This is a genomic window from Pseudomonas sp. GD04015 (genome assembly GCF_029837675.1).
GTDB lineage: Bacteria > Pseudomonadota > Gammaproteobacteria > Pseudomonadales > Pseudomonadaceae > Aquipseudomonas > Aquipseudomonas paralcaligenes.
The window spans coordinates 139,981-163,684 of sequence record NZ_JAOEEE010000007.1 but is presented as its reverse complement, the minus strand read 5'-3'; the positions used below and the strand labels follow the sequence as shown (position 1 = coordinate 163,684).

Genomic DNA, 23,704 nt, shown 5'->3' with positions numbered 1-23,704 from the left:
GGCATTCTGCTCTTGTGGGAGCGGCTGGGCGGCATTCCGATTGGCCGCGACATTCGCGGATGAATCCGCTCCCACAAGGTGTGCAACAACTCACGTGGACAGAGCCTTGTTTTTCCGCTCGCGAGACTTCGAACGGGTTCCGAGGGGCCCGGGAATACTTCCCGTTCCCGCATGGCTGTGAGCGCCGTCACGGTAAGTCCGCCGCGACGCCACTACCCTGAGTCATCTCATCCTTGGACGACAGGAGCTCGGTCCCCATGGCCTCGCCTTCTCTCTCCCGTTCCAGGGGCATGCCGTTCGCCCTGATCGGTGCGTTGCTGCTACTGGCAGCCGCTCATACCTTTTCCCAGCGCCTCGACTTCCTGCAGACGGCCAAGTCCGCCTCGGGCCAGGTCAGCGCCCTCGACGCCAACGGCTCGCAGCCGCTGATCGATTTCGTCGACGAGCGCGGCAACACCGTCTCCTACGCCCAGGCCGGGCTGGTCTTCGGCTACCAGCTGGGCATGCCGGTGAACGTGCGCTACCTGCCGGATTCCCCGGTCAGCAGCGCGGTCATCGACGACGCCGGCGCGCTCTGGGGCAGCACCCTGCTGCTCGGCCTGCTCGGCGCCAGCATGGCCCTGGCGGGCGTGCCGCCCCTGCGCCTGCGCCGCTGGCCCTGAGCGTCACTTGCCGTAGCCAGCCGCGAACAGCACGGCCAGCACCAGCGGCATCACGACCACACTGCCCAGATTGCCGATCAGCACCAGCGCCGCGACCTTGTGCGGCTCCTGGCGGTACTGCTCGGCGACCATGTAGTTGAGCACCGCCGGCGGCAGCGCGGCGAACAGCCAGAGGGTGGCCAGCTGCACGCCCTGCAGGTCCAGCAGATGGGCCAGCGGCCAGGCCAGCAGCAGACCGCTCGCCGGGCAGGCCACGGCGCCGAGCAGGCCGATGCGCCAGGCGCCGAAATCCACGTCGAGCATGCGCACGCCGAGGGCGAACAGCATCAGCGGGATGCTGATCTCGCCGAGCATGCGGCAGGCCTCCAGCAGCCAGCCCGGCAGCGGCACGCCACCCAGGTTGACGGCCAGGCCGGCGACGCTGGCGATCACCACCGGCACCCGCAGCAGGCGCCACAGCGGCGCATGGCGGTCAAGCATGTGCAGGCCCACCGAGAAGTGCAGCAGCATCTCCACCACGAACAGCACCACCGCCGCCGGCAACGCCTGCTCGCCGAACGCCAGCACCATCAGTGGCAGGCCCATGTTGCCGGCGTTGCTGAACATCATCGGCGGCAGGAAGGTGCGGATGTCCAGCCGGAACAGGCGCGCCAGCGGCCACAGCAGCAGGCCCGAGCCCAGCACCACCCCGGCGCCGGCCAGCGCCAGGCCGGCATAGTCCTGCAGCGGCGCCTGGCGCTCGGCCAGCACCACGAACACCAGCAGGGGCACGAACAGCTCCATGTTCAGCGTGTTGAGCTGGCGGATGTCCGGGCTGCGGAAACGGCCATAGAGAGCCCCGCAACCGGCGATCAGGAACACCGGCAGCAAGGTGGCGAGAATGGAGGACAGCATGGAGACTCCGGCGGGCGAAAAACTTCGTTAGCTTCGCAAGTATCACCCCGTCCCGGCAATGTCCCACGAGCCGACCGCACGTCGATCCAGCTCCGCCAATCGACGAACGGACGCCCGCGCCAGACCTCCGCGGTTATTCTCGGACCGCTCTAGAAAGCCACTTCCACCATGGCGAGGCGCCCCAGAGCGCCCGCCCCGATCACCTCGCTTCTGCCAGCGACAGCATCATGGGGAATCCGCTATGCACATCCGAAGACTCCTGCTGGGCAGCCTCGCGCTGCTCGCCTGCGCCAGTGCGCAGGCCTACGTGATGGAACGCGAACTCGCCGGCTACGACCTGCGCCTCGCCACCCAGCCGACCCGCAGCATGGCCCAGGGCCTGATCCAGCCCAGCGCCAGCGGCACCTTCCACGGCGGCCTGGACCTCAGCCGCGAGGACTGCTGGTACTTCGGCGGCTGGGCGCCGAGCATGGGCCTGCTCGACGGCGGCCAGCCGCAACTGGACGCCTACGCCGGCCTGCGGCGCCCGCTGGACGACCGCCTCGGCTACGAAGTGGGGCTGATCCGCTACAGCCGCCTCGGCGTCGACGGCCTCGACCACAACCAGTACTACGCCGGCCTGACCCTGCTGGAGAGCCGCTTCGGCCTCGCCGTCGCCGACCGACCGGGACGCCAGGACGGCAACCTGCTGCTGGACCTCGCCCTGCCCCACCCGCTCGACCTGGGCATGACCCTGCAGTACGGCGCGCACCGCCTGGACAACCCGGTCAGGCTGGGTTCCGGTGCCCAGGTGCGCTCCTTCGGCGACTGGTCGCTGAACCTGACGCGGGCCTGGGGCGGCAACGCGCTGAAGCTCTCCTACGGCGGCTCCTCGCTGGGCGGCGAGCGCTGCGCCGCCTACTCGGGCAACAACGGCCAGTGCGAGGGCCTGCTGATGATCCGCGCGGAACGTCCGCTGCTGTGACGCCGGCTCAGCGCAACTGGCTGTCCTTGCTGCCGCGCCGGTTGTAGCCGCTGAACGCCGCCTGCTCCCTGTCGTGCTCGGCCTGGCACTTCACGCACAGGCGCACGCCGGGCACCGCCTCACGGCGGGCCTGGGGGATCGGCGCATCGCACTCCTCGCAGCGGCTCAGGCTCTCGCCCCGGGGCAGCTGGCTGCGGGCGCGGGCCACCGCGTCCTCGATGCTGCTGTCGATCTGCTCCTGTACCGCATCGTCGTTGGTCCAGCCTCCGGCCATGATGACCTCCGGATAGGGGATGTGATCCTGAAGATATGGGCGCCCGCCGCGCCGAATGCAAGCGCGCCGCCGGACTATGCTGGAAGGAACAGCGAAAGGAGTCCGTCGATGCCCTGCTCTCGTCTGCTCGCGGCCCTCGTGCTGGGCTGCTGCGCGCTGCTGGCGCGCGCCGAAACCCTGGTCGCCATCGACAACGCCAACCCGCCATTCATGTATCTGCACGACGGCCAGGCCCGGGGACTGTATCCCGCGATGCTGGAGGCGGTGTTCGCCCGCCTCGGCGAGCCCCTGAGCCTGCAGGCCATGCCCTGGAAGCGCGCCCTGCTCAAGGGCGCCGCCGGCGAGGTGGGCATCGGCGGCATCTACCGCAACGCCGAGCGGCTGCGGGTCTTCGACTATTCCGACCCCATCTACGAGGAGCGCCTGCTGCTCTACGTGCGGCGCGACCGGGCGTTCGACTTCCGCGGCATCGAGGACCTGCACGGCCGCCGGATCGGCGTGATCCGCGGCTGGAGCTACACCGACGACTTCGACCGGGCGGTGCGGGAGGGACGCATCGACGCCCAGCCGGGCAGCTCCGACGAGGCCAACCTGCGCAAGCTGGCGTCTGGCCGGCTGGACGCCGTGGTCGTCATCGAGATGGCCGCCAGGCGGCTGCTGGAACAGGACGGGCTGGACGAACTCCAGCCACTGCCCCAACCGCTGAGCATCAACCCCACCTACCTCGTGTTCGCCAAGCAGGCCCGGCGCCAGGACCTGCTGCTGCGCTTCGACCAGGCGCTGCGGGAGATGCACGAGGACGGCTCGCTGCAGCGCCTGATCGACGAGGCGACCGCTATTCCTTGACGTTCATGTACTCGCGCGCCCAGACGATGTAGTCCTCGGGCTGGGTGTACTTGTGCGTCAGCTCGGTGGCGTTGAGGTCGCTGGCGGCAATCCCGCGCTGCTCGCGCAGGCAGTCGTAGGTGGCCTTGATCGCGGCGAAGTAGGCGGCGTGGCCATCGACCACGATGCGCACGCCGAGGCTGGCCAGGCGGGCATCGTCACGCAGCAGCGGGTTGCCGTAGCTGACCAGCATCAGCGGCACATTGAGGTTCTCGGCGATCAGCTCCAGGTGGGCGAAGTCGCGCACGCCCACCATGCAGATGGCGTCGGCGCCCGCCTCCTGGTAGGCGCGGGTGCGGTGGATCACCTCGTCGACCTCCAGCACGCCGGCATGGGTACGGGCGATGATCGACAGCGCCGGGTCCATGCGCGCTTCCAGCGCCGCGCGGATCTTGCCGACGCCCTCGGCGACGCCGATCAGGTCGGTCGACTTGCGCCCGAACTGGGCCGGCAGCAGCGTGTCCTCGAGAGTCAGGGCGGCGATCCCGGCGCGCTCCAGTTCGGTCACCGTGCGCATCACGTTGAGCGCGTTGCCGTAGCCGTGGTCGGCGTCGGCGATCACCGGCAGCCGCGCGACCCGGCCGATGCGGGAAGCCTGCTCGACGAACTCGCTGAGGGTGATCAGGGCGAAATCGGGCGCGGCCAGAACTTGTAGTGAAGCTACAGAACCGCCCAGGATGCCAACCTCGAAGCCAAGGTCGGCGGCGATCCGCGCGGACATGGGGTCGAACACCGACGCGGTGTGATAGCAGGCGTTCGAGTCGAGAAGCGCGCGGAACTGCGCGCGAAGATCGTGATGTGAAGCTCTGTGCATGAAAGGCGCCACGGCTGGTTCGTCGTATTTTTGGTCGGACCAATTATGTAGCAAAACTACAAAACCAGCCAAGTATCCCAGCCCTTCTTCACGCACGGCGCATACCGGGATGCCACTCACAAGCCTGCCCACCTGTCGCTGCGGGTGCTGGATTCCTTCGATTCTATTTTGTTATGTTATTACATCCAAACAGGAAAGAAGCATGAAAAATCTCATCTACAGATCGATAGGAATATCCTCCCTGGTCGTGCAGGGCGCCATGGCGCAAGACGCCGTGCAGCTGGAGAGCGTGACCATCAGCGGCGACCGCTACGAAAGCGCCACCGGTCCCGTCGACGGCTACCGCGCCACCCACTCGGCCACCGCCACCCGCAGCGACGTCGATATCCGCGACACGCCGCAGAGCATCGAGGTGGTGCCGGCGCAGGTGCTGGAGGACCTCAACACCACGCGCATCGACCGCGCCCTGGATTTCGCCGGCGGCGTGTCGCGGCAGAACAACTTCGGCGGCCTGACCTTCCTCAACTACAGCGTGCGCGGCTTCACCACCGGCGAGCTGTACCGCAACGGCTTCGCCATCAACCGGGGCAGCTACAGCGCGCCGGACGCCTCCGGCATCGAGCGAATCGAAGTGCTCAAGGGCCCCTCGGCCAGCCTCTACGGCCGCGGCGACCCCGGCGGGCTGGTCAATATCGTCGGCAAGAAGCCCCAGGCCGAGGCGTTCAGCCGGCTCAACCTGAGCGCCGGCAGCTGGGACCGCTACCGCGCCAGCCTGGACGCCAACACCCCGCTGAGCGAGGACGGCAGCCTGCTGTCGCGGATCAACCTGGCGGTCGAGGACAACGGCAGCTTCCGCGACCACGTGGACAACCGCCGCCAGGTGGTCACGCCCTCGCTGAGCTGGCAGCTCGACGCGGACACCCTGCTGCAGCTCGACGCCGAGTTCGCCCGCACCGAATCCGTGTTCGACCGCGGCCTGCCGGCGGTCGGAGGCGAGCTGGGCGCGGTGCGCCGCTCCGCCTTCTTCAGCGAACCCAACGACGGCGACATCCGCAACGACAACCAGACCCTGGACCTGGCCCTGGAGCGCCACCTCGACGAAGGCTGGAAGCTGCGCCTGGCCAACCACTACACCCAGGGCCACCTGCGCGGCGACAGCTCCGAGCCGCAGCGGCTGGTCGGCGACACCCTCACCCGCTTCTACCGCCAGCGCGACTTCGAGTGGAACGACAGCATCACCCAGGTCGAGCTGCACGGCAGCTTCGAGCTGGCCGGCTGGCAGCACCAGAGCCTGATCGGCCTGGAATACGAGAACTACCGCAACAGCCAGAAGTATCCCCAGAGCGAGACCCTGGCCAGCTACGGGCTGAACATTCGCAAGCCGGTCTACGGCACGCCCAAGCCGCCGATCACCCGGCCCAACGACTTCCACGAGCGCACCGAGAGCTACGCGCTCAACCTGCAGGACCAGATCGCCTTCACCGACCGTCTGCGCGGGCTGCTCGGCGTGCGCCTGGAACGGGTCGAGCAGCGCTCGCTGAACCGCGCCAGCGGCGTCGCCAACGAGCAGCGCAAGGACGTCGCCACCCCGCGCATCGGCCTGCTCTACCAGCTCGTCCCCGAGGTCGGCCTGTTCGCCAACGCCGGCACCTCGTTCAAGCCCAACGCCATCGGCAGCCGCGGCGAGGTCTACCAGCCCGAGAAAGGCCTGGGCTACGAGACCGGGCTCAAGCTGGACCTGCTCGACGGCCGCCTGGGCGGCAGCATGGCGCTGTTCCACATCGACAAGGAAAACGTCGTCACCACCGACGCCCTCGGCGACAGCGTGGCGGCCGGCGAAGCGCGCAGCCGCGGGCTGGACCTGCAGTTCAGCGGCCAGCTGAGCGACGCCCTGCGCCTGATCGGCGCCTACGCCTACATCGACGCCGAGGTGACCAAGGGCGACGCCGCCCTCCCGGCCGGCAGCGACCTGCTCGGCATCCCCCGCCACAGCGGCAGCCTGCTGGCCGTCTACGAGTTCCAGCACGGCGCGCTGCGCGGCTCGGACATCGGCGCCGCCGTCACCCACGTCGGCGAACGCTCCGGCCAGGCCGGCAGCGACTTCCGCCTGCCGGCCTACGAGACCCTCGACCTGCTGGCCCACTACAAGGCCAGCGAGCAGGTCACCCTGGGCGTCAACCTCAACAACGTGTTCGACCGCAAGTACTACGAACGCGCCTACAACAGCGTCTGGGTACTGCCCGGCGAACCCCGCAACCTCAGTTTCAGCCTGACCCTCGACCTCTGACCGAAAGGACTTCCCGATGCGTACTCCCCTCCCCCTGCTGCTCGCCGGCCTGATCCTCTGCGGACAGGCCTCCGCCCACGGCCTGTGGACCGAACAGCGCCGCGGCAACCACGAAGTGATCTACGGCCACGGCGCCGAGGACGACGCCTTCAAGGCGCACAAGGTCAGTGGCGCCTGGGCCTATGGCGCCAGCGGCCGGACCATCCCGGTCGGCGTCCAGCGCCTGGACGACCACGCCCGCCTGCAGCCCCTGCGCGCGCCCGCGGTGCTGGCGGTGGCCCTGGACAACGGCGCCTGGTCGCAGAAGCCGGACAAGAGCTGGGTCAACCAGGGCCGCAGCCAGGTGCCGGACTCCACCCATTCCCTGCACACCTACAAGTACAGCCTGGCGATCCTCCAGGCCGGCGCCAGGCTGCCGGCGCTGGACAAGCTGCGCCTGGCCATCGTGCCGCAGAGCGACCCGACCGCCGTCGGGCCGGGCAAGCCGCTGCGCGTCCGGGTGCTGGCCGAGGGCAAGCCGGCCAAGGGCGTGAAGCTGATCGGCGACTACCGCGGCATGCCCCACGAGGTCAGCGCCACCACCGACGCCGAGGGCTATGCCGAAGTGACGGTGCGCAACGAGGGCCTGAACGTGATCGCCACCCAGCTCTACCTGCCGGTGAAGGGCGACGCCGATATCGAGGAACTGGGCCTGTTCAGCTCGCTGACCTTCCTCGGCAGCGAGCACCACGAATAACCCCTCAGAACCGCTCCGCCCGCGGCAGCCAGTGCTGGCGGATACGCTCCAGGCTGCCGTCGCGGCGCATGGCCTCCAGCTCCCGCTGCCAGCGCATGACCCGGCCGGGCGCCGTGCGCGCGGAGAAGGCGATGTAGTAGTCGGACTGCATGAACGCCATGTGCCCCTGCACCTCGTCCGGCGTCAGCCCGCCGCCGGCCAGCTCCTCGCGCAGGGACAGGTCCTCGGTGGCGATCAGCTTGACCCGCCCGTGCTTGAGCATGCTCACCATCAGCCGGGGGCTCGCCACCCCGTGCAGGTTGGTGAAACCCATGCGCTCCAGGGTCTCGTAGGTGTACCACTGCTTGGGCAGCGCCAGGGTACCGGCACGCCGGGCGGCCTCCAGGCTCTCGATGCGCAGGCCGCTGTCCTTCAGCGAATAGAAGCGGGTGGTGCCCTGCAGGATCGGGCCGACCCACTGGAACACCGATTCGCGCTCGGGGGTGCGCACCACCATGAACAGCCCGACGTCCGGCTCGTGGCGGGCCAGGTAGTAGCCGCGCGTCCAGGGGATCAGCTCGATATGGGCATCGCTGCCGGTGCGCCGGGACAGCTCGCGAACCAGATCCACCGCGTAGCCGTCCGGCTCGCCGTCGCGCAGGAAGCTGGTGGGCGGCGCCTCCTCGGTGTACAGGCGCAGCTCGCCCACCGCCAGGCCAGGCAGCAGGGCCAGCATCAGCCAGGCGAACAACCGGGCAGGCATCGCATTCTCCGTCGGGTCCTGCGAGTCATCCTAGGACTTGCGTCGAAAGGCGTCGAGCACGACAGGCCGATCTGCGGCATGCAACTACCGGCGCACTGACATAGAATGCGCGGCCGTTTTTCCGGAGCGCATCATGAATTCCCGTCCCGCCAATGCCCTGGGCATCGACTTCGGCACCTCCAACTCCACCGTCGGCTGGTGGCGCCCGGGCGTGGAGCCGCTGCTGGAACTGGAGGACGGCAGAATCACCCTGCCCTCGGTGATCTTCTTCAACACCGAGGAGCGCCGCCCGGTCTACGGCCGCCAGGCGCTGGGCGAATACCTGGAGGGCTACGAGGGACGCCTGATGCGCGCCCTCAAGAGCCTGCTCGGCTCCAAGCTGCTGAAGAGCGAGACCACCGTGCTGGGCAGCGCCCTGCCGTTCCGCGACCTGCTCGGCTTCTTCATCGGCGAGCTGAAACGCCGTGCCGAGGCCCAGGCCGGTCGCGAATTCGAGCAGGTGGTGCTGGGCCGCCCGGTGTTCTTCGTCGACGACGACCCGCAGGCCGACGCCGAGGCCGCCAACACCCTGCTGGCGGTGGCGCACAAGCTGGGCTTCAAGGACGTCTCCTTCCAGTTCGAGCCGATCGCCGCGGCCTTCGACTACGAGCGCAGCGTGACCCGCGAGGAACTGGTGCTGATCGTCGACATCGGCGGCGGCACCTCGGACTTCTCCCTGGTGCGCCTGGCGCCGGAGCGCCGCGAGAAGGCCGAGCGCCAGGACGACATCCTGGCCACCGGCGGCGTGCACATCGGCGGCACCGACTTCGACAAGCAGCTCAGCCTGGACGGCGTCATGCCGCTGTTCGGCTACGGCAGCCGGATGAAGAGCGACGCGCTGATGCCCACCAGCCACCACCTCAACCTCGCCACCTGGCACACCATCAACGCGGTGTACGCGCAGAAGGCCCAGCTGGCGCTGAAGAACATGCGCTACGACATCGTCGATCCCACCGGCATCGACCGCCTGCTGCGCCTCACCGAGCAGCGCGCCGGCCACTGGCTGGCGATGCAGGTGGAAGAATCGAAGATCGCCCTGACCGAGCGAGACGCCCACCGCATCGACCTGGCGCGGATCGAGGATGGCTTAGAAGCGAACCTCGACCGGCCGCTGTTCGAGCAGGCCATCGACGAGCTGCTGGAGCGCATCCGCGCCGGTGTCGACGAACTGCTGGTCCGCGCCGGCGTGAACCACGAGCAGGTCGACACCCTGTTCTTCACCGGCGGCTCCAGCGGCGTGCCGGCCCTGCGCCGCTGCGTCTCCGAACGGCTGCCCAACGCCCGCGTCGCCGAGGGCGACACCTTCGGCAGCATCGGCAGCGGCCTGGCCATCGAGGCCGCGCGCCGCTACGGCTGACCATCACCCCTTCACCAGCCCTAGGCCATTGGTGACGGCGGTCGCTGCAAGGCGGCCGCCACCTCGGTAAGGTGGGCCTTTCTTCCGCCGGAGACCGTCATGCGCAACGCCCTGCTTCTCGCCAGCCTGCTCGCCCTCGCCGCCTGCGACGGCGGCGCGGCCACCGCCACAACCGCCAAGCTGCAGGCCGACAAGGCGCAGCAGGCCCAGCAGCAGATGGAGCAGCTCAAGCAGCAGATCGATCAAGTCAACGCGCAGAGCCAGCAGCGCCTGCAGCAGATGGAACAGCAGAGCGAGCCGTGAAAAGAAAAAAGCCGGCAATGCCCTAATGCTGCTCACTTATGGCTGCCCTCGTGGGAGCGGCCTTGGCCGCGAAGCTTTGCTGCCTGCCCCGTTCGCGGACAAGTCCGCTCCTACAGGGTTGGCCCAACAACTGGTCGCGTCTGATTAAACAGCATTAGGGCATTACCCGGCCTTTCCATAGGGGTGCGCGGGGCCTCCCAGGCCACGCGCACGCGACCAGCCCTAGGCAGCCCGGCGCAGCAGGAACACCCCGGCCAGGGCGCAGATCGCCGCCGGCACGGCCACCGCCAGCAGCGGCGAGAAGCCGAACACCAGGCTGGATGGTCCCAGCAGGTCCTGGGCGATGCGGAACACGAAGCCCACCAGCACGCCGGTGAATACCCGCTGGCCGAGGGTCACCGAGCGCAGCGGGCCGAAGATGAAGGAAATCGCCATCAGCACCAGCGCCGCGGTCACCAGCGGCTGCAGCACCTTGGTCCAGAACGCCAGCCAGTAGGTGCCGTTGTTCAGGCCCTGCTCCGCCAGGTAGTGGATGTAGCGCCACAGGCCGGTCACCGACAGCGCCTCCGGCTCCAGCACCACGGTGCCGAGCAGCTGCGGGTTGAGTTCGATGTCCCAGCGCTCGGCGGGCGCTTCCACCACCTCGGTGCTGTTCTCGTGGAAGCGGGTGGTCTGCACGCCCTCCAGTTGCCAGTGATCGCCCTGGTATTCGGCGCGACGGGCGAAGCTGGCGGACTGCAGCCGGCGCTCGCCGTCGAACTGGTAGCGGGTCACACCGACCAGCCTGCCGTTGGGCTGCACGGCGTTGATGTGCACGTACTCCTGGCCCTGGCGATGCCACAGGCCGTGCTTGGAACTCTGCGCCTCGCCGCCGCCCTGGGCCAGCGCGCGGTGGGCCTGGGCCTGGTTCTCGCTCCATGGCGCCAGGTACTCGCCGATCAGCACGCCGGCCAGCATCAGCACCAGCATCGGCTTCATCACCGCCCAGACGATGCGCCCGACCGACACGCCGGCGGCGCGCATGATGGTCAGCTCACTGTTGCTGGCCAGGCTGCCGAGGCCGATCAGGCAGCCGATCAGCGCCGCCATGGGGAGCATCTCGTAGGCCCGTCGCGGCAAGGTCATGATCACGTAGGTCAGGGCCTGGAGGGTGCCGTAGCTGTCGCTGAGGTCGCCCAGCTCGTCGATGAAGGCGAACAGCAGGGCCAGTCCGACGATGATGCCGAGCACCGAGACGATGGCGAAGAAGACGCTGGTGCCGATGTAGCGATCGAGCTTATGCATGGGCCACCTCCTGCGTCGCGCGGCGGCTGGCCAGCCTGAGCTTCAGCGGTTGCCAGAGGAACAGGCCGGCGCCGATCAGCAGGAACAGCACGTGCACCCACCACAGCCCCAGCTGCATGGGGATCTTGCCCTTGTCCAGCTGGCCACGCGCGCCGATCAGCAGCGCCAGGTAGGCCATGTACAGGAGGATCGCCGGCAGCAGCTTGAGGAAACGACCCTGGCGCGGGTTGACCTTGGCCAGCGGCACCGCCAGCAGGGTGACGACGAACACCAGCAGCGGGATCGACAGCCGCCACTGCAGCTCGGCCTGGTGCCGGGGCTGGTCGCTGCCGATCAGCTCGCGGGTGGGAATCGCCTCGCGCTCGCCGATCTCAGCGCTGACGCTGGGCTTGGGCAGCAGCACGCCGTGGGTCTCGTACTGGGTGGCGCGGTAGTCGGCCTCGCCGGGGTTGCCGTCGTAGCGATAGCCGTTCTCCAGGATCAGGTAGCGGCTGCCGTCGGACTGGATCACCTGGCTGCCCTTCTCGGCCACCAGCACGGTGATGCCGCGCTGGCTGCCGTCCTTGGCGCTCGGCCGCTTCTCGGTGATGAACACGCCTTCCAGCTGGCCGCGGTCCTCGGACAGGCCCTCGGTGTAGGTCATCCGCGAGCCGTCCTTCATGGCCTGGAAGCGGCCCGGCACCAGGGTGTCGAACTCGGTCAGGGCGTCCTGCTGGTTGAAGATGCGGGCCACCTCGGCCACGCCCTGGGGCGCCAGGCCCAGGCTCAGCCAGGCGACGATCGCGGCGACGATGGCGGCCGGCGCCATGGTGTAGCCGAGCAGGCGGCGGTTGCTCATGCCGGTGGCGGACAGCACGGTCATCTCGCTGTCCAGGTACAGCCGGCCGTAGGCCAGCAGGATGCCGAGGAACAGTCCCAGCGGCAGGATCAGCTGGAGGAAGCCGGGCATGCGGTAGCCCATGATCATGAACAGCACGCCCGGGTCCAGCACGCCCTGTGCGGCCTGGGCCAGGTACTTGATGAAACGCCCGCTCATGATGATCACCAGCAGCACGGCACTCACCGCGCCCAGGGTGACCAGCACCTCGCGGGACAGATAACGGAAGACGATCAAACCGGACGCTCCAGGGTTGTCAGGCTCAGGCGGCAACGCTCACACTAGCCGCTCTCGATGGCACGGCCCGCCTCGGCGGGCCTCGAAAAAATAGCGGGCATTATCCGCCGATTGGTTTGGCGTGTCACGGCGTAGAAAGGCCGAATTTATCGGGGCTGCATACGCAGAATCGCGCCGAATTACGCCTAGTTGCGCCTGCGGTGGTACAGAAAATGGTACAAGCCATGCTGCGCTGGTATGGCTCTGACCGGCCCACTCCCATTTCATTCCCGTGCGTCCGGCCAGCGGGCCACACAAACGAAAAACGCCGCCCTCCTGGGCGGCGTTTTCGTAGCTGCGGGTCAGGCAGGCAGGCCGCGCGCGATGTCGGCCAGGTTGACCGCGCCCTCGGCAATCGCCTGCAGCTCGGCATCCGGCAGGACCGACAGCAGGCTGCTCGCCCGGCGATCCAGTTCCAGCTGAGCCATCGTCTGCCAGTTCGAGTAGCTGATGAGGTGGTCTCGGCCGGCGGGGTTGTTGCGGGTATAGCCGGTCAGGTAGTCGGCCAGGCTCTGTTCGATGGTGGTTTTCACAGGTTTCTCCTTTGCTATCACCGGGGTTCCTGCCCTGCACGGTAGGCAGCCTCTAGCGCCGCCTTGACCGACCAGACCGCCAGATCGTGAAAATCCAGGCTGTCCGAGTGGCGGGTGTCCAGGGTCTCTACGCCCAGCAACTTTTCGGCGATATCCCGTAGCTGTTCTTGGGCGGCAGGGGTCAGTGCAGGCAGGGTCATGCGGGCTTCCTCAGTTTGTTTGGCTGGCACCAGTAACGCTCTGGTGTCGCCGCATAGCAAGCAGTTCAGAGCCCAGCGAACAGCCCGCCGAGAGCGGCTGGCGACCAGTTCATGATCACCAGTTCACCGGTCACCTCGGCCGGGCCTTGGCGCTGGTTCGTGTTGCTGTAGCGGATATCCAGGCGCTCCATGTGGAAGCCCTCGAACGCCTCCCGGATATCGGGATGATCGTTGATGCTCACCATCACCCGGCCCTTGCACCGGCGCATGAAATCGGCCATCGCCAGGTACTGGTCGAAGGGGAAAGCCACGCCGTAGCCCTCGGTCTGCCAGTACGGCGGGTCCATGTAGAGGAAGGTGTGCGCCCTGTCGTAGCGCTCGGCGCACTCCAGCCACGGCAGGTTCTCGACGTACACTCCGGCCAGCCGCGCCCAAGCCGAGGAGAGATTCTCCTCGATGCGCATGATGTTCGGCGCCGGGCCGGTGGTGGCCGTCCCGAAAGTCTGGCCCGCCACTTTCCCACCGAAGGCGTGGTGCTGGAGATAGAAGAAGCGTGCCGCTCGCTGGATATCCGTCAGCGTCTCGGGGCGGGTGATCTTCTGCCACTCGAACAGCTGGCGGCTGGAGAGCGCCCACTTGAATTGCCGCACGAATTCCTCGACGTGGTTCTGCACCACGCGATAGAGGCTCACCAGGTCGCCGTTGATATCGTTCAACACCTCTACGGGCGCCGGCTGCGGCCGCAGGAAGAAAAGCGCGGCACCACCAGCGAACACCTCGACGTAACACTCGTGCGGCGGAAACAGGGGGATCAAACGGTCAGCAAGACGGCGCTTGCCGCCCATCCAGGGGATGATCGGGTTTGTCATTTGCAGGCCTTTTACTGGATAAATAAACAGTGCTAGGCTCCGCTCGCTTTGTGCACGAAGCGGGGGCCTTGGCTGGGCTTGCAGGTGTGGTCTGCGGGTTCGGCGGGCGGCACGGGTGTTGGCGCACCCGGAACCGCCCGCCCCTTTACGATTGAAACCGGAGGGTTCGTGGACCTACGTGGCCTGGAGCACAAGCGCCTAAGCGTCAGCCGCTGGCTGGTCGCCTTCCGCGACGAGCATGCCTGGCGCTGGGCCGCCGAGGAGCACTACCCGTACCTCCGCGACAGGGCCAACGAGTTGCTGCAGCTGGGCGATATATCAACTGACGTGCGCAATCAGGTTGTGCTGCAGGCGTTCGACCGCTATCAGTTCTACCTCCGCCACCGAGAGGAGGCCGAGCGGACATTCTGCTGGCACTATGAATACGAGGTACTGGAAGGTGATCAGCTAGTTGCCACTACAGGCGGCGGGGGCCACCTGTTCGCTACGGGTAGCCGCCAGCTGCTGGGATGCATCGGACACCACGGCCCCGAGGCTGATCTGCGGGTCACACGCTGGGTCGACTTCACCGAAACCCATGTTGGGTTCCTGCGGGGCCTCGATATCGTGAGACCTGCCGGGCCGGCGTGGCGGCTGAGACTGTCCCGGCGAAGCCCGCCACCGAAGCGGTGGGCAGGAACGCCGAGCGAGGGAGTCATCTGATTGCCCCCTACCTACGCACTTAGCGGTCGGACTCGTATCGAGCTACGCCGCCGCCCTGCGGCTTCCAGTCTTCTTCTGACGCAGCCGGAGAATGAATCAGTACCACCTCTACCTCCTGACCCTCTTTGGGCTCTGCCGGGCGGAGGCGAGCCAGTCGGTATGCGGTTCGCCCGCGGTCAGTATGGTATGTACTTTCTGCGCGGTGAAATTCCCACAGCCCCCAGCCGCCCGCCTCGCTCAGCTTGCGCTCGAGCTTCAGCGTCCACCCCTTGCCCAACCTGATCACCAGCACGGCGTTACCCTCGTTGCGAAACGGGGCATTCTACCGGCGCAAGCATGGACTGGGATGTTCCTCTACAGCCCTTCCTCAACCGCGCACCAACGCGCCCCCCATCGCCCACTCTCTCGCCGCCACCACCCACCAGGCTCCAGCCGGCCAACGCGGACCTGGCCGAACAGGGGCTCAGCCCAGGCATGGGGGTAGTTGTCGCGCACATTGGGCTTGAGGCTGGGCGCTTCCAGATAGCCATAACCAACCATGCTCAGGAGGTGGGACGGGTCGCTCTGATACCAGCGGCGCTGGACCCACTCCCCATCACCGGCATAGAGCCGGAGCGCGGTGTCCAGCGTGTCTTCGCTTTCGGCCGACGCCTGCAATGCTGCGTGCATGTACTCGGCCGCCGGCGCTCGCGCGTTGCGCCGGATCTCGATCCCCACATCGCGCAGGGCACCGCCGCCCAGCCTGGTGATGCTTGAGACAGCCTTGGCGATGGCGGCCAGGCGTCCGTCGTGTTCCTGATTGCGCAGCAGCAGGACAATCTCGCCATTGCCATGGACTTCCTCGGCGCTGAATGCCGGCCGGGGGACCAGCGGCCCGTAGGCCATGCCTGCGCGCTCCGTTCGGCCTGCCGGGGTGGGGTTGCCGCCAGGGCTGGCGAACTTTGGCACACCCTCCACCCGCTGCATGGTGCGCTGGCCATAGGCGAACTCAAGCTCAAAACCCAGCTGCCGCTCCAGGGCATGAACCAGGCCGCCCACCGCCGTCAGCGCCGGCCAGCCGACACACACCAGGCCGGACGATATGTTCATGCGCTCAACCCGGGCCGTCACCTGCACGAAGCTGAGCTTTTCGGCGCCGCGCCGCTGATTGTCCAGGCTGCGGCAGCCCCGGGTCATCAGGCGTACAGCACCACTTTGCTGCAGCAGCATTTCGCCGTGGTTGGCCATGGCCGCCGGGGTCGGCTGAATGATCCACTGGCGCGCGAGCAGCTTGCGCTCGAACAGCCGCTGGCTCAGCTCGTGGAGCACGCCGCAACTGTATACCGGCGAGACGCTGACGTAATGCCCCTGGTGCCAGCCGGGCAACGGCAGCAGCACCTGCTTCACGTTGGGGTCCTGAACTGGCGGGAGGACCGGTGCGGTGTCGAAGCCACCCTCGGCGATGAGGTCCTTTTCCAGCTTCATGTTGGCGGCGTTGCGGGGCAGAGCCCAATATTCGCGCCGCATTTCAACCGTCTGCGAGCAGACCAATTCGGGCGGCACGGTGCCCAGCAGCTTCGCCCGGATGGCGTTCTGCTTGAGCTTGGCGTTGGCGAGCTTGGGGGTGTGGGTGCCGATCATTCAGGCGCCCTCATGCTGGCCGCTATGGGGCATTCATCGTCGAAGTCCTGTTCACCGGAAAAGACGACCAGGCCGTCGTCGGCCTGGTCCAGGGCGACGATGTTAAGGCCATCGTCTCCCGACCAGCCGAGGGCGGCCGCCATGTCCGCGTAGTCGACGTAGCCAAATTCATGAGCGGCCTGGTCCAGCGCGCCGTTCATGTTGATCCCGGCGACGATCAGCGCGTCAGCCTCCTCGCCATCCTTCCAGACCCTGAAGCGCTCCAGCGAACTCCGGGCGCGCAAGATGGCCCAGGACAATGCTTTCTTCTTGCTGCCGTCGAACTGCCTGACCAGATATTCCCAGGCATCGAATAGCTCGGGCTCCGTCTCCGGGTTGATCAGGGCCTGAATCTGAGTCTGCTTTGCCCGGTAGCGGGCCGCTGCTTTCTTCTGTGCGTCGCTCATTGCTTCACCAGCTCCTGTTCCTTGCCGTGCATGTCGATCAGATAGGCAGTGCCCTGCTCATCAGTGACAGCCACACCGCGATAGCCGAGCAGTTGGGCAGCACGGGCCGAGAAGCGCTGAACATCCCAGGAGGCATCTGCGAGGTCTTCGGGATCGATGTGATCGAGGTCGTAGACCTGGCGCGACTCTTCGATCAGCGCTTCGGCGGTTTCGGGGTCGACCGACAGACGCTCGGCCAGCTCGGCCACCAACTCGTCCAGCTTCGCCGCGTCATCGTGATAGAAGAGGCGGTCAGCCTTGATGATCGCCTCTTCGTCTACCTCCACGCTGTAGGTGACGTGGCTACCGGCGGTCATCACATACTCGCAGGCCGAGAAGAACAGGAAGCTGCCGAAGCGGCCGGAGGTGGTGATGGCGGTGATTTCGGTAGGGCTGGTGTGGAAGAGTTGCATGGCGTCTTCTCCGTCGTGTTAGGGCAATCATACATATATCATAGGATATAGATCAACCCTTCAACAGCGGATGCCGACAGAGCCTGAACTGGCCGTCCTGACGCCTCTACGGCGGACCCTCACCGGCCTTCCGGTAGAACCGTCGACCGAACGCGCGAACACCAAGCCACATCACCGAGGCCACAGCGACCGAGGCAATCCCGATCAACGAACCATCGCCCGAGCCGGCAACGCACTGCCACAGGCGCTCGTCAGCCAGGGCCTGGCCGATCTGCCGGGCGTAGTCATTGTCGTGTATCTGGCAGCAGTGCGCCCACCAGCCCTCCGGGAACAGCGTGCAGTAGTCCATCACGGAGCCCCCGCACATTGAATGCTGATCCGGTTCGGCGCCACCGCCAGGGCGACCGCCTCCCTGTTGACCACTCGCACCTCGCCAGGGAGGGCGCAGTAGCGCGCCGTCGCATATTGCGCGGCCTGCATCACGGTGCAGCCCTGGAGCACGACCAGGGCGCTGAGCAGCACGACCGATCTCATCGCACCACCTCCAGCGACGCGGCGTAGTTGACGGCGAATTTCTGCCGCAGCTCCCGGCGCTTCCCGGGCGTGCCGGTGGTATGCGCCCCGGGGCGCCAGGTGCGGAGGTAGAGCTGCCACGCCCCCTCCACATCGCCTCGCTCCGGCAACTGGTGAGGGTCGGTGAACATCAGCAGGCGCGCGCAGCAGGCAGCCAGCACATCGTCGTGCTGCAGGCGCTTGTAGATCGCCTCCGGCTCGAATGGCACGCCGCGAGCAGCAGCAACGGCGCGCAGATGCTCGCGGCTGGCGGGGTGCATGTAGATGCCCCACACGCCACCCCGGGTTTGCTCGCTGCCCAGCTCAAACTGCCAGAGGCCACGGGCCGGGCCGGTGGGCCACTGCCGGCGCCGCTGCTGCGGGTCCTCCTGCAGGGTGAATGCAACAAGGTGCAGCTCGGCCAGCTGGCTTTCCATCCGCGCAGGCAGCAGCCGGAACGCCTCGGCCAGGGCGCCGAAGCGAAGCTCTCTCAGTGTCATCGTGTTCTCCAATAAAAAGCCCGGCGCTGGGCCGGGCTTGCGGGTGTAGGTGAGGTCAGATCGTGGGAGGCGGGATGCAGTCTTCCGCGTAGAAGATCGGGCGCGGTGGCTCGCTTGCGATATGCAGTACGAGAGTTCCGCCGATAACGGCGCCGCCGAGAGCGGCGGCAAACAGCATGAGGAAATTGCGCAGACGAGTGGGCATGATCACGCTCCTTGTGATTCGGAGCGTGGAGCATAGCCCAGATCAGGAAGCGGCCGGCCAGCCCTCCTCGAGCATGCCGGCCTGGAACGTGCCGGCATCCAGAGCAGAAAGCAGCTCTGCCTCTCTGTCGAAGCACGCCTGGACATGCGCCCTGCTGGCCTGCGCGACAGCGAGAATCTGCTGGGCGCTCAGCTGAACGAACCCGGCCGGCGTCTTCCACTGCAGCTGGTAGCCAGGATCGAGCATCGCCTGCACGGCCGCCCCGGTCATCAGCGCCTGGCTGTCGCGCTCAGTGTTGATCGCCACGCCACCCACCGTCGTGCCCGCAGTCTCTGCTTGATAGCGCCGCGCCGCAATCACGGACGGCCAATCATCCGGCGGAGCACCAGTGCTGACCCATGCACCACCGCTGACCTCGCCGGTCTCGGCGTTGTGCTGGCCGCCCTGGTACACCGGGTCGTAGACAGGGCCGCTCCAGCCCGCGGCGACCCAGCGCTGTCCAGGCTCGGGATAGATGGCGTTCCCGAGGTACATGCCATCCTCGGCAATCAGATACTTGATCATGGATCACCCCAGGGGAATAAAGACGTCCAGCCCGAAACGGAGAGTCGTTCCCCCCACTGCCGGCCCCAGCTTCGCGTCTCCGTTTGTGTCGATCAGCCCGGCGACGCCGGCGCTCCACTGGCCGGCCGTCGCCGACACGTCACCGCGGCCGTTGAACGGGTAGATCGCTGGCGGGCGGTACAGGAACGGGAGATTCCAGAAAACAGTTCCGGCGTTCTTCGTCCCCATCGTTGCATAGAGCTGCAGCTGCAGAGAGCCACCGAGGATGCGGAATCGGCTGTTGAACCCGGGGAGGATCGTCCAGCCGTTGAGCAGCGATGTGATCGGGGTCCATGAGTCCACGGTAACGTAGGTCTGCCACTGCGCCCAGAAAGGCGCCGCATCCCAGGTGATCAACATCCGGAACAGCGTGATGTTGTGATAGATCACCGCCAGTTTCTGCTCGATGCGCCCACCATCAACGCGGCGAACCTCAACGATTGCACCCGGCGTCGGATACTGAGCCGGGCCGTTCGCCATCGCCTGGTCGACTATCCAGATTCCCTCCTGTGTCATTGCGTCGAAGTCGGCGGCCCCCGTCCACGGGCGCGCCCCGGCCTGCTCCAGCGTGACGATGCTCCCATCCGCCTTCTTGAAGAACAGCTTGCCGTCGGCGACGTTGAGCGCCAGCTCACCCAGCGCCAGCTGCCCCGCGGTTGGAGCGGCAGCTGCGACGGAAGAGCGTTTGAGCTTGATCACATCGGCCATGGATCACCTCAGTACGTACCGCCATCGATGCCGTCGACGAACTCCAGGGCATTGGCCGCCGCGTTGACCTTCACGAAACGGCCTGCGGCGCCGGTGAATGCTGCCGGAGTGTCGGTCAGCGCAATGAACGTGGTCACGCCGCTCGGGATGGCCTCCATCTCGAACACGCCGTCGCGGTAGATCAGCACCTGGCCATTGGCGGCGCCGGTGAGGTCCACGTCGTTCAGCGCGCCGATGCTCGCGGCGGCGATGACGGTGCCGACAGCGGCCGCGAAGTCGCTCAGGTCCGCAGAGCTGAGACCATCCAGCTTGTCCTTCAGCGCCTTGCCGCCGATGATCACAGGGGTGCCGTCGCTGATGCGGCCGTAGTACAGGTAGCCGGAGACCTCGGAGTACGCCAGTTCGCCCGCGGCGAGAGAAGGCGGCGCCGAGGTGGCGTCGGAGCGTTTGATGCGAATTACGTCTGCCATGTGAGGCTCCTCAGAAATGGCCGCCGTCAGGCGACACAGGCTCGAATGCGCCGAGGTGGAATACCTTCAGCTGCAGGGTCAGGGGGTTCCACCAGGTGTCGCTCTCGGCGGCGCCGACTGGTTCGTGGTCTTGGATGTAGGTGATGCCGCCAGCGCCAACACCGTCCCGGCCGGGCGGGCCTTGCTCGCCTGCCGTCACGGCAGTGACCTGCTCATGCTCGAGCACCGCCAGATATTCGGTTTCCAGTTCGCTATCCACAGCCGCAGCCCCCTTTATCCGGGCCGCCCTCGAAGAAGCGGGTCACGGTGCCGTCTGAAAACGTGACATCGAAGCTGTAGCTCCAGTCCTGGCCCAGGGCTGCGGTCTGCTCGGCAGTGAGCGTGCGCGTGATCGTGCCAGGCGCAGTCAGTTCCAGGCCGGCGCCAAGGGTCAGCACGAGGGGCGCGCCACCGGTGATCGTCATCACAGGTACCGAGCCGACAAGATCCAGCGGCACCCGGTACGCCAGTTCACCGCCGCGAGCGTTCGTGCCAGCCGCGGACAGCTCGTTGATCTCCAGCGTGTCGGCGTCGATCACGGCAGCGCGAAGGGGGCGGGCCTGGGGTGGCTCACGATTGAGCGTCGGCATTCCGGACACGCCTCGCACCCACACCGACCAGTGATCTGTGAGGCCGTGCCCTGGAACCGTCAGGCGGGCCGGCGCCTCGGCGATTAAGGTGATCGGCTTGTACACCCACCTCGGCTGCATGAGCCGCAGAGTGTCGCGATAGGTCGTACCCGGGACGACCGCGAGGTTTTGCACTGCTGGTTTCATCATTTCTCCGGGCAACAAAAAGCCCGCGCGGGGCGGGCTGGGATTGCGCTTGTGGGCGGCTACGGGTCAACCGTTTCTTCATACGCAGCGAGGGGTGTGGCGATCAGCACCATCCCTGGTCCGCTGTCCATCAGCTGCGTGCGCAGGTGAGTGAGTCCGGAGGACTGGTACACGCGCGGCACGCCAGCCAGCTCGACGTTGGAATAGATCACGTCCTGGAAGCCGAACTCGGCCGTCACTCCGTCGGCCAGCAGCCACTCGCCGCTGCCGGGCTCGCTGAACCCGAGGCCGCCGCTTGTGATGTGACCGACGAAGGTCCTGTGCTGCAGCTCAACCCAGTCCGAGGCCTCGCCGTCGGACCAGACGCAGACCCACACGCTCCCGTCCAGCTCGCTGACACACAGCGTGCAGGCTGGCGCGATCACGCCGTCCACCCCTGGATAGCCAGGGATCGACAGGCCCGACATGTGCGTGATCTGCTCTGCGGTCAGCGTCAGGTAGATGAAGCTGCCGGCCGGCCAATCCTGCTGATCTGTGCCCTCGCAGCCGCGACCCAGCGCCGCCGCTCCGCTCTCGACGACCGCCTCCACGATCTCATACCGGGTCCGGCCGGCGTCACGCAGCGCGAGACGATAGCGGCCGTCCGGCAGGTCCAGGCTGGCAGCCTCGGCATATTCAGAGAGCGCGATCTCGCGCTCCCAGTAGTTCTCGAATCGGTACATGCTCATGCTCACACCCAGTTGTATCGGTAGTTCAGGTCAGCCCTGCGCACTTCCCCGGTGACCGGGTTCCATGCACCACTCGCCCAGCACCGGAGCTGGTCCGGGGTATGCGCGGTGGCGTTCGGGATGACGTGATCGCCGCCATGTAGCCCCGCGGGGCTGACGGCCCCGCTCTGGAATCGTCGCTGCTCTGGCAGCTGAGCGCGGTACGCCATGGCGACCAAGGCATTGGAGAGATACGAGACGTTGAGGCTCATTGCGATGATGGGCGGTCCGCTCCCCACAGGCCCCTCGCCGGCGTAGTCGATGAAGCGCGCTCCTGTTGGGGTGTACCGCTGCAGATGCACAACCGGGTCTCGCCCGTTGAGGTTCCGGCCTGGGGCGTCGGAATAAATCTGCGAGCCGTTCATTGAGACTTTCGACGACGGTTCTTGCCAGCCTCGGGTAAATACCGTATCGACGTCATTCACATACGTCAGAACCTCATGGCCCTGGATGCTGAAAGTCCGCGTCTCAAGAACATGGTCATGGCTGTTTACGTTAAGCCCCGACCCGAAACTCCTGTCGACCTCATATCTAACCCTGAGCTTCACAAGTTCGACGGTAGTTGCATCCGATTTGTACCACGCCCAAAACGTCCACTCCTCATCGGTGCTGTAGCTGTAACTTCCCACGCTGTATGTCATCGAATCGGTCCACCCCGAGTTGCTCGGAGGAGTCCCATACGGCATAACCACCGGCTCGCCGAACGAGTACCAATAGATAACGTATGTAGGGGATGACTCGCTGGTAGGGCTCACCGAAAGCAACTGGTACATGCCCGGATAAGTTGCGTGATATATCACGCTGATATTGTTGTTCTCCGGCTCCAGTATCACTTCGAAGATACAGGCGCGCTCATAACCACCCGTTCGTCTCAGTTCTAGCAAATAGAGAGCTCTGTCTCCCGATCCGCCCCGCATCATTAATGTAATGCGCGTATCGGTATACCCCCAATCCGACGGGACATTGGCCGGATTGAAGCCGGACGTGTATTGAAGAACAACCCTCTCGCCGCTTACCGACTCGACCTCCGCATGTACGGTCAATATCTTTTCAATTGGCGTATAGCCGGCGAAGTTATAAATCATCCTCCAGGGCTGACCACCCCGAACAACGGGGGGCGATGGGTAGTATCGATCCCACGACCACTGTCCGTCGTCAGCCCTCCTGATCCCCCGCGTCCAATACGCTTGGTCTTCCTCCACCGGGATGTCGGGCGCCGACAGGCCAGGCACGACGAACGGGTGGCTGTTCGTGAATACGCTGCCGGACACCTGATTGCCTGACGGCATCGGCCGCGTCGCGCCGCTCGGCAGCACGATCTCGCAGCCGTGGGGCGGGTCTGTGATCTGATTGCCCGCGGGGCGCCGGATCAGGCCGTGCCAGGGCCAGCCGAACGCCGCCGGGTACGGATCAGCCGGCGAGTTAGGGAGTGACATTCAGGTACTCCATTTCCACGAGTTCGTCGTTCGCGTCGCGCATCGTGATCTTCTTCACCGAGTGCCATTTGATCCACGCCATACCGTCTGTTGACGGGAGTACAACGGCCTCGTGGTAGGTGCGCGTGTCGGGCTGCTCGATCAGCGGGCTCGCGATGCCGCCCCCACCGCCGAGTGACCGCGGCGGGTTGTAGTCCGCACGGCCGCGCTGTGCGCCGATGCCTCCAACTGCCGGGCTTGCCGGCAGGGTTCGGCGCGGCGCCGGCGGCGGAGTGAGCCGCGCAATGTCCTCAACTACAGTTTCTCCGCGCCTCGCTGCCTCCATCTGCCGCCCGAGCATCCGCCGGGCATTCTCGTTGTCGATCCCGAGCTGGCGGCGCGCGGCCTCCATGCGGCGCCCGCTCTCGCGGCGTTCGTCGCCCAGTGCCATAG

32 protein-coding genes are annotated in these 23,704 nt (G+C 66.6%); 8 read left to right on the top strand and 24 right to left on the bottom strand.

Translation table 11 applies throughout. The annotated features are described in order from the left end of the window. Positions 1 to 257 precede the first annotated feature (257 nt). A complete protein-coding gene (locus N7640_RS08765) occupies positions 258 to 662 on the top strand; it encodes a DUF3592 domain-containing protein (RefSeq protein ID WP_279903553.1) in 405 nt (134 codons plus the stop codon). A gap of 3 nt (positions 663 to 665) precedes the next feature. Here the strand turns inward: N7640_RS08765 and N7640_RS08760 are convergent, their stop codons facing one another. Then, the gene (locus N7640_RS08760; RefSeq protein WP_279903552.1) at positions 666 to 1,556 is read right to left on the bottom strand and encodes an AEC family transporter; all 891 of its coding nucleotides are present in this window, start codon (positions 1,554 to 1,556) and stop codon (positions 666 to 668) included. A 241-nt stretch (positions 1,557 to 1,797) separates the two neighbouring features. On the opposite strand from N7640_RS08760, the gene N7640_RS08755 reads away from it, so the two are divergent. Next, positions 1,798 to 2,520, top strand: coding sequence for a TorF family putative porin (locus tag N7640_RS08755; protein ID WP_279903551.1), 723 nt, complete (start codon positions 1,798 to 1,800; stop codon positions 2,518 to 2,520). A gap of 7 nt (positions 2,521 to 2,527) precedes the next feature. On the opposite strand, the gene N7640_RS08750 is transcribed toward N7640_RS08755, so the two are convergent. Further along, the gene (locus N7640_RS08750) at positions 2,528 to 2,794 is read right to left on the bottom strand and encodes a DksA/TraR family C4-type zinc finger protein (RefSeq protein WP_220811035.1); all 267 of its coding nucleotides are present in this window, start codon (positions 2,792 to 2,794) and stop codon (positions 2,528 to 2,530) included. 108 nt (positions 2,795 to 2,902) lie between these two features. Here N7640_RS08750 and N7640_RS08745 point away from each other — a divergent pair, with 108 nt between their 5' ends. Further along, positions 2,903 to 3,640, top strand: coding sequence for a transporter substrate-binding domain-containing protein (locus N7640_RS08745; protein WP_220811036.1), 738 nt, complete (start codon positions 2,903 to 2,905; stop codon positions 3,638 to 3,640). Here the strand turns inward: N7640_RS08745 and N7640_RS08740 are convergent. Further along, positions 3,630 to 4,493: an oxaloacetate decarboxylase gene (locus N7640_RS08740; protein ID WP_279903550.1), complete on the bottom strand. Its 864-nt coding sequence runs from the start codon at positions 4,491 to 4,493 to the stop codon at positions 3,630 to 3,632. The genes N7640_RS08745 and N7640_RS08740 overlap by 11 nt on opposite strands. A 259-nt stretch (positions 4,494 to 4,752) precedes the next feature. On the opposite strand from N7640_RS08740, the gene N7640_RS08735 reads away from it, so the two are divergent. Then, entirely contained in the window at positions 4,753 to 6,780 is a 2,028-nt protein-coding gene (locus N7640_RS08735) for a TonB-dependent siderophore receptor (RefSeq protein WP_279903628.1), read from the top strand. A gap of 16 nt (positions 6,781 to 6,796) precedes the next feature. Then, positions 6,797 to 7,516: a DUF4198 domain-containing protein gene (locus N7640_RS08730; RefSeq protein WP_279903549.1), complete on the top strand. Its 720-nt coding sequence runs from the start codon at positions 6,797 to 6,799 to the stop codon at positions 7,514 to 7,516. 4 nt (positions 7,517 to 7,520) lie between these two features. On the opposite strand, the gene N7640_RS08725 is transcribed toward N7640_RS08730, so the two are convergent. Then, the gene (locus N7640_RS08725) at positions 7,521 to 8,258 is read right to left on the bottom strand and encodes a transporter substrate-binding domain-containing protein (protein WP_279903548.1); all 738 of its coding nucleotides are present in this window, start codon (positions 8,256 to 8,258) and stop codon (positions 7,521 to 7,523) included. A 133-nt stretch (positions 8,259 to 8,391) separates the two neighbouring features. On the opposite strand from N7640_RS08725, the gene N7640_RS08720 reads away from it, so the two are divergent. Together N7640_RS08720 and N7640_RS08715 are read left to right on the top strand one after the other, a co-directional pair. Beyond that, the gene (locus N7640_RS08720; protein WP_279903546.1) at positions 8,392 to 9,654 is read left to right on the top strand and encodes an Hsp70 family protein; all 1,263 of its coding nucleotides are present in this window, start codon (positions 8,392 to 8,394) and stop codon (positions 9,652 to 9,654) included. Positions 9,655 to 9,753: 99 nt separating this feature from the next. Then, a complete protein-coding gene (locus N7640_RS08715; protein WP_279903545.1) occupies positions 9,754 to 9,957 on the top strand; it encodes a hypothetical protein in 204 nt (67 codons plus the stop codon). A 222-nt stretch (positions 9,958 to 10,179) separates the two neighbouring features. On the opposite strand, the gene lptG is transcribed toward N7640_RS08715, so the two are convergent. The 5 genes from lptG to N7640_RS08690 form a co-directional block, all read right to left on the bottom strand. Then, positions 10,180 to 11,241, bottom strand: a complete 1,062-nt coding sequence (gene lptG / locus N7640_RS08710) for an LPS export ABC transporter permease LptG (RefSeq protein ID WP_220811043.1) — start codon at positions 11,239 to 11,241, stop codon at positions 10,180 to 10,182. Beyond that, positions 11,234 to 12,355, bottom strand: a complete 1,122-nt coding sequence (lptF, locus tag N7640_RS08705) for an LPS export ABC transporter permease LptF (RefSeq protein WP_279903544.1) — start codon at positions 12,353 to 12,355, stop codon at positions 11,234 to 11,236. Before lptF ends, lptG begins: the two co-directional genes overlap by 8 nt. 341 nt (positions 12,356 to 12,696) lie before the next feature. Then, positions 12,697 to 12,927, bottom strand: a complete 231-nt coding sequence (locus N7640_RS08700; RefSeq protein WP_279903543.1) for a hypothetical protein — start codon at positions 12,925 to 12,927, stop codon at positions 12,697 to 12,699. A gap of 17 nt (positions 12,928 to 12,944) precedes the next feature. After that, on the bottom strand, positions 12,945 to 13,127 hold the full coding sequence (locus N7640_RS08695) for a hypothetical protein (protein ID WP_279903542.1): 183 nt from the start codon (positions 13,125 to 13,127) through the stop codon (positions 12,945 to 12,947). A gap of 65 nt (positions 13,128 to 13,192) precedes the next feature. Continuing rightward, entirely contained in the window at positions 13,193 to 13,996 is an 804-nt protein-coding gene (locus N7640_RS08690) for a DNA adenine methylase (protein ID WP_279903541.1), read from the bottom strand. 168 nt (positions 13,997 to 14,164) lie between these two features. Here N7640_RS08690 and N7640_RS08685 point away from each other — a divergent pair, with 168 nt between their 5' ends. Then, positions 14,165 to 14,698 carry a hypothetical protein gene (locus tag N7640_RS08685; protein WP_279903540.1) on the top strand — a complete coding sequence of 178 codons (534 nt, stop codon included), beginning with the start codon at positions 14,165 to 14,167 and terminating at the stop codon, positions 14,696 to 14,698. A 354-nt stretch (positions 14,699 to 15,052) separates the two neighbouring features. Here the strand turns inward: N7640_RS08685 and N7640_RS08680 are convergent, their stop codons facing one another. The 15 genes from N7640_RS08680 to N7640_RS08610 all read right to left on the bottom strand — a co-directional run bounded on the left by N7640_RS08680 (position 15,053) and on the right by N7640_RS08610 (position 23,702). Continuing rightward, complete coding sequence (locus N7640_RS08680) at positions 15,053 to 16,318, bottom strand: hypothetical protein (RefSeq protein WP_279903539.1); 1,266 nt, start codon at positions 16,316 to 16,318, stop codon at positions 15,053 to 15,055. Further along, positions 16,315 to 16,764: a hypothetical protein gene (locus N7640_RS08675; protein WP_279903537.1), complete on the bottom strand. Its 450-nt coding sequence runs from the start codon at positions 16,762 to 16,764 to the stop codon at positions 16,315 to 16,317. Before N7640_RS08675 ends, N7640_RS08680 begins: the two co-directional genes overlap by 4 nt. After that, positions 16,761 to 17,216: a hypothetical protein gene (locus N7640_RS08670; RefSeq protein ID WP_279903536.1), complete on the bottom strand. Its 456-nt coding sequence runs from the start codon at positions 17,214 to 17,216 to the stop codon at positions 16,761 to 16,763. Before N7640_RS08670 ends, N7640_RS08675 begins: the two co-directional genes overlap by 4 nt. Positions 17,217 to 17,322: 106 nt before the next feature. Then, positions 17,323 to 17,565, bottom strand: a complete 243-nt coding sequence (locus N7640_RS08665) for a hypothetical protein (RefSeq protein ID WP_279903535.1) — start codon at positions 17,563 to 17,565, stop codon at positions 17,323 to 17,325. Beyond that, on the bottom strand, positions 17,565 to 17,750 hold the full coding sequence (locus N7640_RS08660) for a hypothetical protein (RefSeq protein WP_279903534.1): 186 nt from the start codon (positions 17,748 to 17,750) through the stop codon (positions 17,565 to 17,567). Before N7640_RS08660 ends, N7640_RS08665 begins: the two co-directional genes overlap by 1 nt. Continuing rightward, on the bottom strand, positions 17,747 to 18,268 hold the full coding sequence (locus tag N7640_RS08655; protein ID WP_279903533.1) for a hypothetical protein: 522 nt from the start codon (positions 18,266 to 18,268) through the stop codon (positions 17,747 to 17,749). Before N7640_RS08655 ends, N7640_RS08660 begins: the two co-directional genes overlap by 4 nt. A 55-nt stretch (positions 18,269 to 18,323) precedes the next feature. Next, on the bottom strand, positions 18,324 to 18,473 hold the full coding sequence (locus N7640_RS08650) for a hypothetical protein (RefSeq protein WP_279903531.1): 150 nt from the start codon (positions 18,471 to 18,473) through the stop codon (positions 18,324 to 18,326). 42 nt (positions 18,474 to 18,515) lie between these two features. Continuing rightward, on the bottom strand, positions 18,516 to 19,037 hold the full coding sequence (locus N7640_RS08645) for a DUF4376 domain-containing protein (RefSeq protein ID WP_279903530.1): 522 nt from the start codon (positions 19,035 to 19,037) through the stop codon (positions 18,516 to 18,518). Positions 19,038 to 19,040: 3 nt separating this feature from the next. Next, positions 19,041 to 19,784, bottom strand: coding sequence for a hypothetical protein (locus N7640_RS08640; protein ID WP_279903529.1), 744 nt, complete (start codon positions 19,782 to 19,784; stop codon positions 19,041 to 19,043). Positions 19,785 to 19,792: 8 nt separating this feature from the next. Continuing rightward, positions 19,793 to 20,254: a hypothetical protein gene (locus tag N7640_RS08635; protein ID WP_279903528.1), complete on the bottom strand. Its 462-nt coding sequence runs from the start codon at positions 20,252 to 20,254 to the stop codon at positions 19,793 to 19,795. Between the two features lie 10 nt (positions 20,255 to 20,264). Then, the gene (locus tag N7640_RS08630; RefSeq protein WP_279903527.1) at positions 20,265 to 20,513 is read right to left on the bottom strand and encodes a hypothetical protein; all 249 of its coding nucleotides are present in this window, start codon (positions 20,511 to 20,513) and stop codon (positions 20,265 to 20,267) included. Then, positions 20,506 to 21,069 (bottom strand): hypothetical protein, encoded by a 564-nt coding sequence (locus N7640_RS08625; protein ID WP_279903526.1) that lies wholly within the window; start codon positions 21,067 to 21,069, stop codon positions 20,506 to 20,508. Before N7640_RS08625 ends, N7640_RS08630 begins: the two co-directional genes overlap by 8 nt. Positions 21,070 to 21,128: 59 nt before the next feature. After that, a complete protein-coding gene (locus N7640_RS08620; RefSeq protein WP_279903524.1) occupies positions 21,129 to 21,797 on the bottom strand; it encodes a hypothetical protein in 669 nt (222 codons plus the stop codon). Positions 21,798 to 21,799: 2 nt separating this feature from the next. Continuing rightward, positions 21,800 to 23,272: a hypothetical protein gene (locus N7640_RS08615; protein WP_279903523.1), complete on the bottom strand. Its 1,473-nt coding sequence runs from the start codon at positions 23,270 to 23,272 to the stop codon at positions 21,800 to 21,802. Next, positions 23,259 to 23,702 carry a hypothetical protein gene (locus N7640_RS08610; RefSeq protein ID WP_279903522.1) on the bottom strand — a complete coding sequence of 148 codons (444 nt, stop codon included), beginning with the start codon at positions 23,700 to 23,702 and terminating at the stop codon, positions 23,259 to 23,261. The genes N7640_RS08615 and N7640_RS08610 overlap by 14 nt, the downstream gene beginning before the upstream one ends. Positions 23,703 to 23,704: the final 2 nt, after the last annotated feature.

What these genes read in the sequence shown, in the direction of transcription:
- N7640_RS08680 (WP_279903539.1), bottom strand. Translation starts at nt 16,318, where the DNA reads ATGATCGGCACCCACACCCCCAAGCTCGCCAACGCCAAGCTCAAGCAG.
- N7640_RS08730 (WP_279903549.1), top strand. Translation starts at nt 6,797, where the DNA reads ATGCGTACTCCCCTCCCCCTGCTGCTCGCCGGCCTGATCCTCTGCGGA.
- N7640_RS08675 (WP_279903537.1), bottom strand. Translation starts at nt 16,764, where the DNA reads ATGAGCGACGCACAGAAGAAAGCAGCGGCCCGCTACCGGGCAAAGCAG.
- N7640_RS08760 (WP_279903552.1), bottom strand. Translation starts at nt 1,556, where the DNA reads ATGCTGTCCTCCATTCTCGCCACCTTGCTGCCGGTGTTCCTGATCGCC.
- lptG (WP_220811043.1), bottom strand. Translation starts at nt 11,241, where the DNA reads ATGCATAAGCTCGATCGCTACATCGGCACCAGCGTCTTCTTCGCCATC.
- N7640_RS08750 (WP_220811035.1), bottom strand. Translation starts at nt 2,794, where the DNA reads ATGGCCGGAGGCTGGACCAACGACGATGCGGTACAGGAGCAGATCGAC.
- N7640_RS08660 (WP_279903534.1), bottom strand. Translation starts at nt 17,750, where the DNA reads ATGAGATCGGTCGTGCTGCTCAGCGCCCTGGTCGTGCTCCAGGGCTGC.
- N7640_RS08725 (WP_279903548.1), bottom strand. Translation starts at nt 8,258, where the DNA reads ATGCCTGCCCGGTTGTTCGCCTGGCTGATGCTGGCCCTGCTGCCTGGC.
- N7640_RS08640 (WP_279903529.1), bottom strand. Translation starts at nt 19,784, where the DNA reads ATGGCCGATGTGATCAAGCTCAAACGCTCTTCCGTCGCAGCTGCCGCT.
- N7640_RS08745 (WP_220811036.1), top strand. Translation starts at nt 2,903, where the DNA reads ATGCCCTGCTCTCGTCTGCTCGCGGCCCTCGTGCTGGGCTGCTGCGCG.
- N7640_RS08635 (WP_279903528.1), bottom strand. Translation starts at nt 20,254, where the DNA reads ATGGCAGACGTAATTCGCATCAAACGCTCCGACGCCACCTCGGCGCCG.
- N7640_RS08720 (WP_279903546.1), top strand. Translation starts at nt 8,392, where the DNA reads ATGAATTCCCGTCCCGCCAATGCCCTGGGCATCGACTTCGGCACCTCC.
- N7640_RS08690 (WP_279903541.1), bottom strand. Translation starts at nt 13,996, where the DNA reads ATGACAAACCCGATCATCCCCTGGATGGGCGGCAAGCGCCGTCTTGCT.
- N7640_RS08665 (WP_279903535.1), bottom strand. Translation starts at nt 17,565, where the DNA reads ATGGACTACTGCACGCTGTTCCCGGAGGGCTGGTGGGCGCACTGCTGC.
- N7640_RS08670 (WP_279903536.1), bottom strand. Translation starts at nt 17,216, where the DNA reads ATGCAACTCTTCCACACCAGCCCTACCGAAATCACCGCCATCACCACC.
- N7640_RS08615 (WP_279903523.1), bottom strand. Translation starts at nt 23,272, where the DNA reads ATGTCACTCCCTAACTCGCCGGCTGATCCGTACCCGGCGGCGTTCGGC.
- N7640_RS08645 (WP_279903530.1), bottom strand. Translation starts at nt 19,037, where the DNA reads ATGATCAAGTATCTGATTGCCGAGGATGGCATGTACCTCGGGAACGCC.
- N7640_RS08740 (WP_279903550.1), bottom strand. Translation starts at nt 4,493, where the DNA reads ATGCACAGAGCTTCACATCACGATCTTCGCGCGCAGTTCCGCGCGCTT.
- N7640_RS08625 (WP_279903526.1), bottom strand. Translation starts at nt 21,069, where the DNA reads ATGAAACCAGCAGTGCAAAACCTCGCGGTCGTCCCGGGTACGACCTAT.
- N7640_RS08735 (WP_279903628.1), top strand. Translation starts at nt 4,753, where the DNA reads ATGGCGCAAGACGCCGTGCAGCTGGAGAGCGTGACCATCAGCGGCGAC.
- N7640_RS08610 (WP_279903522.1), bottom strand. Translation starts at nt 23,702, where the DNA reads ATGGCACTGGGCGACGAACGCCGCGAGAGCGGGCGCCGCATGGAGGCC.
- N7640_RS08620 (WP_279903524.1), bottom strand. Translation starts at nt 21,797, where the DNA reads ATGAGCATGTACCGATTCGAGAACTACTGGGAGCGCGAGATCGCGCTC.
- N7640_RS08755 (WP_279903551.1), top strand. Translation starts at nt 1,798, where the DNA reads ATGCACATCCGAAGACTCCTGCTGGGCAGCCTCGCGCTGCTCGCCTGC.
- N7640_RS08650 (WP_279903531.1), bottom strand. Translation starts at nt 18,473, where the DNA reads ATGCCCACTCGTCTGCGCAATTTCCTCATGCTGTTTGCCGCCGCTCTC.
- N7640_RS08715 (WP_279903545.1), top strand. Translation starts at nt 9,754, where the DNA reads ATGCGCAACGCCCTGCTTCTCGCCAGCCTGCTCGCCCTCGCCGCCTGC.
- N7640_RS08765 (WP_279903553.1), top strand. Translation starts at nt 258, where the DNA reads ATGGCCTCGCCTTCTCTCTCCCGTTCCAGGGGCATGCCGTTCGCCCTG.
- N7640_RS08655 (WP_279903533.1), bottom strand. Translation starts at nt 18,268, where the DNA reads ATGACACTGAGAGAGCTTCGCTTCGGCGCCCTGGCCGAGGCGTTCCGG.
- N7640_RS08695 (WP_279903542.1), bottom strand. Translation starts at nt 13,127, where the DNA reads ATGACCCTGCCTGCACTGACCCCTGCCGCCCAAGAACAGCTACGGGAT.